This is a genomic window from Massilia sp. CT11-108 (assembly GCF_047302915.1).
In the GTDB taxonomy this organism is placed as follows: Bacteria; Pseudomonadota; Gammaproteobacteria; order Burkholderiales; family Burkholderiaceae_D; genus Telluria; species Telluria orientalis.
This window is the reverse complement of sequence record NZ_JBKYMO010001395.1, coordinates 1-319: the sequence shown is the minus strand read 5'-3', so window position 1 is coordinate 319 and position 319 is coordinate 1. Positions and strand designations below refer to the sequence as shown.

1 protein-coding gene is annotated in these 319 nt (G+C 69.9%); it reads left to right on the top strand.

Going from position 1 to position 319, the window contains the following annotated elements; all coding sequences use genetic code 11:
• Positions 1-319: type II secretion system protein GspL (gspL, locus tag ACEN88_RS34980; protein ID WP_413347023.1), on the top strand; the 319-nt coding region annotated here is incomplete at both ends.

The window sequence follows — 319 nt, the reverse complement described above, 5'->3', positions numbered from 1 at the left end:
TGAAGGCCGCGCTGCCGGGCCTCGTCGAAGAACACATCCTGGGCGATCCGATGGACGCCGTCCTCGTGGCCGCGCCCGAGCAGCCCGACGGCATGCGGCCCATCGCGGTGGTCGAGCGCGACTGGCTGCAAGGCATCGTGAAAAGCCTGCTGGCGCAGGGCGCGCGCACCATCATGGCCGAGCCCGCGCAACTGTGCTTGCCTTTGCAGCCGGGCAGTGTTGCCGCCGCCATTTCCGGCGTCGAACTGACTTTGCGCCAGAGCCTGTTCCAGGGCTTCGGCCTCGCGCTCGACGCCACGCCGGCCGTCGTGCTGCAGAC